The following is a 3,083-nucleotide window of genomic DNA, read 5'->3' on the forward strand; positions in this document are numbered from 1 at the left end:
CCAACATCCATTTGCATGATGGTAACGCCCGTTTCGCTATCGCCAGCCCACAGTGAACGTTGAATCGGTGCTGCGCCACGCCAGCGTGGAAGCAGGGAACCGTGAACGTTGATACAACCCAGGCGCGGCATTTCCAGCACGGCTTTTGGCAGAATCAGTCCATATGCCACTACCACCATCACGTCTGCGTGTAAATCAGCAACCAACTGTTGGTTTTCCTGAGGGCGAAGAGAGACGGGCTGGAATACCGGTATCCCTTTTTCTTCTGCCAACACTTTTACCGGGCTGGGCATCAGCTTTTTACCGCGTCCCGCAGGGCGGTCCGGTTGGGTAAACACGCCAACGACGTTATGTCCAGAAGACAACAGCGCGTCAAGGTGACGCGCTGCAAAGTCAGGTGTACCCGCAAAAATAATACGTAGTGAGTCTGACACGTTGATTCTTGTCCTTAAGCTCGGGCGTTCAGGCGGTCGAGTTTTTCAACTTTCTGACGAATACGTTGTTGCTTCAACGGAGACAGATAATCGATAAACAGTTTACCGACCAGGTGATCCATTTCATGTTGAATGCAGATAGCGAGCAGGCCATCGGCTTCCAGTTCAAAAGATTTACCGTCGCGATTGAGCGCACGAATTTTTACTTTCTCAGCGCGTGGTACTAACGCACGCTGTTCGGGGATAGACAGGCAACCTTCTTCAATGCCGGTTTCGCCATCTTTCTCCAGCAGCTCTGGGTTGATTAAAACCAACTGCTCGTCGCGATTTTCAGAGACATCAATAACAATTATGCGCTGATGGATATCGACCTGTGTTGCCGCCAGACCGATACCCTCTTCTGCGTACATCGTTTCGAACATATCATCAACGATACGCTGAATTTCTGCATTCACTTCTTCAACCGGTTTTGCGACTTTGCGAAGGCGCTCGTCCGGAATATGTAACACTTGCAAAACTGACATAGTTATCCAGAGTTGTGTTCAGGAGTTGAAAAGATTATTACCTCTATTCTAGACAAAACCCCCTCTGATTGACAGCATCAGTGACCAATCGCAAAGATTGCCAGGACTGCTTGTGGCAGGGGAACAGGGATGACCCAAATTGAAATTTGGCTACGTTTAGCGCAAGTGAATGAACTGTATGGTGATGAGATGGTGCGCCTTGCCCACTGGCTCAATGCCCAACCTTGTATTAACAACACGATCCTCCAGCACGCAGGATTATCTTCCCGCCAGGCCAAGCGCTTTCTAACCTTTTCAGAACAGTTACTGGAAAAAACGCTGCGCTGGTTGGAGCAGCCGAATCACCATTTAGTGGTTGCCGACAGCGAGCATTATCCGTCCCAGCTGCGCGCGATTGAAGATTACCCTGGGGTGCTTTTCGTTGCCGGTACTCCCGCATGCCTGCATTCATTTCAGGTGGCCGTCGTCGGTAGTCGCCAGCATTCATGGTATGGCGAACGTTGGGGGCGATTATTTTGCGAAAAGCTTGCCGCGTTTGGGGTGACGATAACCAGTGGGCTGGCCCGAGGGATTGATGGCGTGGCGCATCATGCGGCGATAAACCGACAAGGCACGAGTATTGCGGTGCTGGGAAATGGGCTTGAGACCATTCATCCTCGACAGAATGTCCGTCTCGCCGAACGTCTGATCGATTCCGGAGGCGCATTGGTGTCTGAATTCCCATTAGATACGCTCCCGCTGCCGCGCAATTTTCCCCGACGAAATCGCATTATCAGTGGTCTAAGTAAAGGTGTCCTGGTCGTTGAGGCCGCGCAACGTAGCGGTTCATTGGTCACGGCACGCTGTGCGCTGGAGCAGGGGAGGGAGGTTTTTGCTTTGCCTGGGCCGATTGGGAGTCCGGGAAGTGAAGGCCCACATTGGCTTATTCAGCAGGGAGCCACGCTTGTGACCGCACCAGAGGAAATTCTGGAAAATTTGCAATATGGGCTGCAATGGTTGCCAGATGAACCTGAAAAATCAATTTATTCGCCAGATCACGAAGAGGTGGCATTGCCATTTCCTGAGCTCCTGGCTAACGTAGGAGATGAGGTAACACCTGTTGACGTCGTCGCTGAACGTGCCGGCCAACCTGTGCCAGAGGTAGTGGCTCAACTACTCGAACTGGAGTTAGCAGGATGGATCGCAGCTGTACCCGGCGGCTATGTCCGATTGAGGAGGGCATGCCATGTTCGACGTACTAATGTATTTGTTTGAGACATATATCCATAACGAAGCTGAGCTGCGAGTGGATCAGGACAAACTGGAACGGGATCTTACCGACGCTGGTTTTGATCGTGAAGACATCTACAACGCGTTACTGTGGCTGGAAAAGCTTGCTGATTATCAGGATGGCCTTGCCGAACCTATGCAGCTAGCATCTGATCCTCTTTCTCTGCGTATTTATACTGCAGAAGAATGTGAACGGCTGGATGCGAGTTGTCGCGGATTCTTGCTATTCCTGGAGCAGATTCAGGTGCTAAACCTCGAAACGCGAGAAATGGTAATTGAGCGCGTACTCGCGCTGGATACGGCAGAGTTTGATCTGGAAGACCTGAAGTGGGTGATCCTGATGGTGCTATTCAACATTCCAGGTTGTGAAAATGCCTATCAGCAAATGGAAGAATTACTCTTTGAAGTGAATGAAGGTATGCTGCATTAATCAATCTTCATTCAGTATGAGTTGTTATGGCTAAATCAGCACTGTTTACGGTGCGTAAAAACGAGCCCTGCCCACAATGCGGGGCTGAACTGGTTATTCGCTCCGGGAAACACGGCCCGTTTCTCGGTTGTTCACACTATCCAGAATGCGATTATATCCGTCCGCTGAAATCATCTGCAGACGGGCATATTGTCAAAGTTCTGGAGGGTAAGTTTTGCCCTGCATGTGGCGCTGAGTTGGTATTGCGACAGGGGCGATTCGGTATGTTTATCGGATGCAGTGACTATCCTGCATGCGAGCACACCGAGCTTATCGACAAGCCTGATGAAACAGCAATAGTCTGTCCTCAATGCCAGACCGGTCACCTGGTCCAGCGGCGTTCCCGTTATGGCAAAACTTTTTACTCCTGCGATCGCTATCCGGAGT

5 protein-coding genes are annotated in these 3,083 nt (G+C 50.8%); 3 read left to right on the forward strand and 2 right to left on the reverse strand.

The features are described from left to right. Window positions 1–434: methionyl-tRNA formyltransferase (gene fmt / locus KQJ18_RS22935; protein WP_216422834.1), on the reverse strand; the 434-nt coding region annotated here is incomplete at its 3' end. A gap of 14 nt (window positions 435–448) precedes the next feature. Then, window positions 449–958 carry a peptide deformylase gene (gene def, locus KQJ18_RS22940; RefSeq protein WP_038634641.1) on the reverse strand — a complete coding sequence of 170 codons (510 nt, stop codon included), beginning with the start codon at window positions 956–958 and terminating at the stop codon, window positions 449–451. Window positions 959–1,087: 129 nt separating this feature from the next. Here def and dprA point away from each other — a divergent pair, with 129 nt between their 5' ends. The 3 genes from dprA to KQJ18_RS22955 all read left to right on the forward strand — a co-directional run. Further along, window positions 1,088–2,212 carry a DNA-protecting protein DprA gene (gene dprA, locus KQJ18_RS22945; protein ID WP_216422835.1) on the forward strand — a complete coding sequence of 375 codons (1,125 nt, stop codon included), beginning with the start codon at window positions 1,088–1,090 and terminating at the stop codon, window positions 2,210–2,212. After that, window positions 2,184–2,657, forward strand: coding sequence for a DUF494 family protein Smg (gene smg / locus KQJ18_RS22950; protein ID WP_038634635.1), 474 nt, complete (start codon window positions 2,184–2,186; stop codon window positions 2,655–2,657). Before dprA ends, smg begins: the two co-directional genes overlap by 29 nt. A 26-nt stretch (window positions 2,658–2,683) precedes the next feature. After that, on the forward strand, window positions 2,684–3,083 hold a 400-nt coding region (locus KQJ18_RS22955), incomplete at its 3' end, for a topoisomerase DNA-binding C4 zinc finger domain-containing protein (RefSeq protein WP_216422836.1).

Source organism: Citrobacter sp. S55_ASV_140 (assembly GCF_018919505.1).
Classification (GTDB): domain Bacteria; phylum Pseudomonadota; class Gammaproteobacteria; order Enterobacterales; family Enterobacteriaceae; genus Citrobacter; species Citrobacter werkmanii.